4 protein-coding genes and 1 pseudogene are annotated in these 2,661 nt (G+C 61.9%); 2 read left to right on the forward strand and 3 right to left on the reverse strand.

The annotated features are described in order from the left end of the window. A pseudogene (locus tag VMR39_RS18070) lies at nt 1–182 on the forward strand (hypothetical protein); the annotation flags it as partial. Next, complete coding sequence (locus VMR39_RS18075) at nt 148–681, forward strand: helix-turn-helix transcriptional regulator (RefSeq protein WP_325417639.1); 534 nt, start codon at nt 148–150, stop codon at nt 679–681. The pseudogene VMR39_RS18070 and the gene VMR39_RS18075, both read left to right, overlap by 35 nt. Nucleotides 682–724: 43 nt before the next feature. Here VMR39_RS18075 and VMR39_RS18080 read toward each other — a convergent pair whose 3' ends face one another. The 3 genes from VMR39_RS18080 to VMR39_RS18090 are packed head-to-tail and all read right to left on the reverse strand — an operon-like array spanning nt 725 to nt 1,436. Continuing rightward, nucleotides 725–1,009 carry an RNA polymerase sigma factor gene (locus VMR39_RS18080; RefSeq protein WP_325417641.1) on the reverse strand — a complete coding sequence of 95 codons (285 nt, stop codon included), beginning with the start codon at nt 1,007–1,009 and terminating at the stop codon, nt 725–727. Next, the gene (locus tag VMR39_RS18085) at nt 1,006–1,266 is read right to left on the reverse strand and encodes a zincin-like metallopeptidase domain-containing protein (RefSeq protein ID WP_414712548.1); all 261 of its coding nucleotides are present in this window, start codon (nt 1,264–1,266) and stop codon (nt 1,006–1,008) included. Before VMR39_RS18085 ends, VMR39_RS18080 begins: the two co-directional genes overlap by 4 nt. After that, nucleotides 1,263–1,436: a hypothetical protein gene (locus VMR39_RS18090; RefSeq protein WP_325417643.1), complete on the reverse strand. Its 174-nt coding sequence runs from the start codon at nt 1,434–1,436 to the stop codon at nt 1,263–1,265. The genes VMR39_RS18085 and VMR39_RS18090 overlap by 4 nt, the downstream gene beginning before the upstream one ends. Between the last annotated feature and the right edge of the window lie 1,225 nt (nt 1,437–2,661).

Below are 2,661 nucleotides of genomic sequence, written 5' to 3' on the forward strand. Positions count from 1 at the left end.
GGCTGATGGCCGTACTGTCGCCCTACTGGAAATGGAACAGCCTCAGCCGCGCGCAGGGGATAGAGCCTCACGACGGCGGCTTCGCCAGCGGCGAAGTCCGCGAGATCATCGTCCGGCTCGTCGACCACGTCGCGGAAGTGACAGGGCATGCCCGCCCCGCACGCCGCGCGGCGCGATCCTGATCGGGCGATGTGGCGGCGAGCCGAATCGGCTCGCCAATCGCTCAAAATCCGGGCAAGTTCGCGCCTGGATCGGGATGACGGCAGTTCGACGCCCGCCGCAGCGCCGTTCGGCAAAAAAATTTATGTCGTCCGGTGGAGTGCACCAGAGTGCATCAGAGTGCACCGAACCATGTCGTTCGGTGCAAACCGGCGCGGGCGCGACTTCTCAGGTAGTTGCGCTTTTCCAAGGATGCCCCAATTCTACTCGTGGCCGGCCAATCCAACCCTCGAAAAAGGAAGGATGCGCCACGTGAATACCGCCTCTCCCAATGCCTTCGTGCGTCTACCTCAAGTGCTCAAGGAAACAGGGCTGTCGCGCGCGACGCTCTATCGCAAGGTTCAGGACGGGACCTTTCCCAGACAGGTGCGCATCGCACAGCGATGCGTCGGCTGGCGTCGCGCCGCGATCGACCAGTGGCTGCAGAATCCCATGTTCTATTCGGTCGAGGACTACGCCTGAGCAATCAGCAGCCGCGCCCGCCGCAGCGGGCGCGGCCGATCGTTCACCAGCCCTTGCGCTCCTGCCGCCGCACCGATCGGCTCAACAGCAAGATTGTGCGGCCCATCTCGATCTCCACCCGCCGCACGCTGATATCCAGGCGCGCCGCGATCTCCTCGTAGGACCAGCCATCGTAGCGCACGAGGCAGAACAGCTGGCGGTGGAAGGGTGGCAGCGAATGCACCGCTCTTGCAACCCGGCGTGTTAGCGGGTCTTCGTACTCGGGAAAGGCATCGCGCAGCAACGCTTCGCGCACATACTGCTCCAGTCGATAAAGCCAGCCCATCATGCCACGTCTCCCCCGAATGCGAGGAGATAGTCGGTGCCCTTGCTGGCTGCGCTTGCCGCCCGAAATATGGCCTTCTCATCGGCTCGCATTGCTTCGAGCCACGCGCCGATGTAATCCGAGTGCCGCACCGTTGGCTGGATGCCGAGCGTTGCACAGGTGAAAGCCGCCGTCATCTCGGCATTGGGTCGGGAGGGTCGTGCCTCGATGAGGACACGCCTCTCCCGCCCACCGAACCGGACGTGATAGTTTCCCATCATCCGGCTCTCCGTGCTTGCATGTCGCCGCTGTCGAGCGGCTTGAGCGTGTCGCGTACCGTGGTCGCCCCCGTCCGGACATGCTCTGCTACACCTCGCGTCGATAGCCTGCCATCCAGGCTCAGCCTCAGTATCTCGCGCACATGGCGCATCATTACCCTCCTCGTCGGCATCCAATCCTCCTGGCTGCTCAGCCAGTGAATTGGTCCCAACGATCAGGCTTCACGTCATCCCAAACTGCGCGCGATCATCTCGGAATGCTGCGCGGATAATTCTCGGAACGCTGCGCGCGATCACCTCGGAATCCTGCGCGCGATCATCTCGGAATGGTGCGCGCGATAACCCCGGAATCCGCAATCCGGGCTAACCCATCCAAACGGCAGAAATGTCCCGGCCCCGGCCATAACCGGACTGACCGCTCGTAGTCGCGAGACGTTTCCAATTGAGCGGCTTGGATAGGCGCATGTTGCCCAATCGCGGGACGGGATGGAATTGATGAAATCCAGCAGAAGCGCCGCATTCAGGTGCGCGCCGCCAACCTCCTAAGTTAATGGACACCTGCCGCTAAAAAGCGTGCGGCCAGCTAGAGGCCAAATGCGCCTGCCATCCGTAGGCTCGCGGGTACTTAATGGCGCGAAGAGAACGCATTTCCGGCCGCGTCACGGAAGAGAGTTTTGTAGGCCGTCGAGGCGCTCCGTAACGCGGACATCCGCTCGACTTTTTCGTTCCGATGGCACGCTGCTTCCACTGTTCTTTTCAACGTCGGCGAGCACGCCTGACGATCTTGAATGAACTGTTGGAGTGCGATGCTATCGACCATCCGCGCCCATACGTCGACAACCGGCTCGTCCTCGTTTCGCGCCGTTGGGTCACAGTCTGCATCGAGCATCGCGGCGCAGATTGCGATAAGGCAACGACGCATTGAGGGGCTGGCAAGCGCGAGCGGCATTTCACAGGAAGGCTCGTTGGGGCAAACGTTATCGAGCGTGAGCACAGGCGCCGCAAACCGATGTAGGAGTCTATCACGCAGTCTCCAGCGCCTGTGGGCCCTTGCGAACAGTAGACAGATTCTGGCGGATTCTTCGAGCAGCTGACCGGCTGAAGTGTCGTTGAAGCGAAATTGATCTGGGACCTTTCCCCTAAGCGCACCCCTCAGCGCGGCTTCAAAGGCTACGATATTGATCCAGATGGGCTGCGCTGCTGGCTCAAGCTCGAGCGCCCTGGGGTGCGCCCGTTCGAGGCCCCGACGGCAGCGAATACAGCACAATCTTGGCGGCCCCTGCGATGACCGCTTAATCGCCCAATGACTACTCCCGCAAGACACGCATCGATCGACGAGTGGCCAGTGGTGCCGGAAACAGAAGCCCCACGCAGCCATGGCCCAGTCCGCACGGATAT

Source organism: Sphingobium sp. (genome assembly GCF_035511395.1).
In the GTDB taxonomy this organism is placed as follows: domain Bacteria; phylum Pseudomonadota; class Alphaproteobacteria; order Sphingomonadales; family Sphingomonadaceae; genus Sphingobium.

What these genes read in the sequence shown, in the direction of transcription:
- VMR39_RS18075 (WP_325417639.1), top strand. Translation starts at nt 148, where the DNA reads ATGCCCGCCCCGCACGCCGCGCGGCGCGATCCTGATCGGGCGATGTGG.
- VMR39_RS18080 (WP_325417641.1), bottom strand. Translation starts at nt 1,009, where the DNA reads ATGATGGGCTGGCTTTATCGACTGGAGCAGTATGTGCGCGAAGCGTTG.
- VMR39_RS18085 (WP_414712548.1), bottom strand. Translation starts at nt 1,266, where the DNA reads ATGATGGGAAACTATCACGTCCGGTTCGGTGGGCGGGAGAGGCGTGTC.
- VMR39_RS18090 (WP_325417643.1), bottom strand. Translation starts at nt 1,436, where the DNA reads ATGCCGACGAGGAGGGTAATGATGCGCCATGTGCGCGAGATACTGAGG.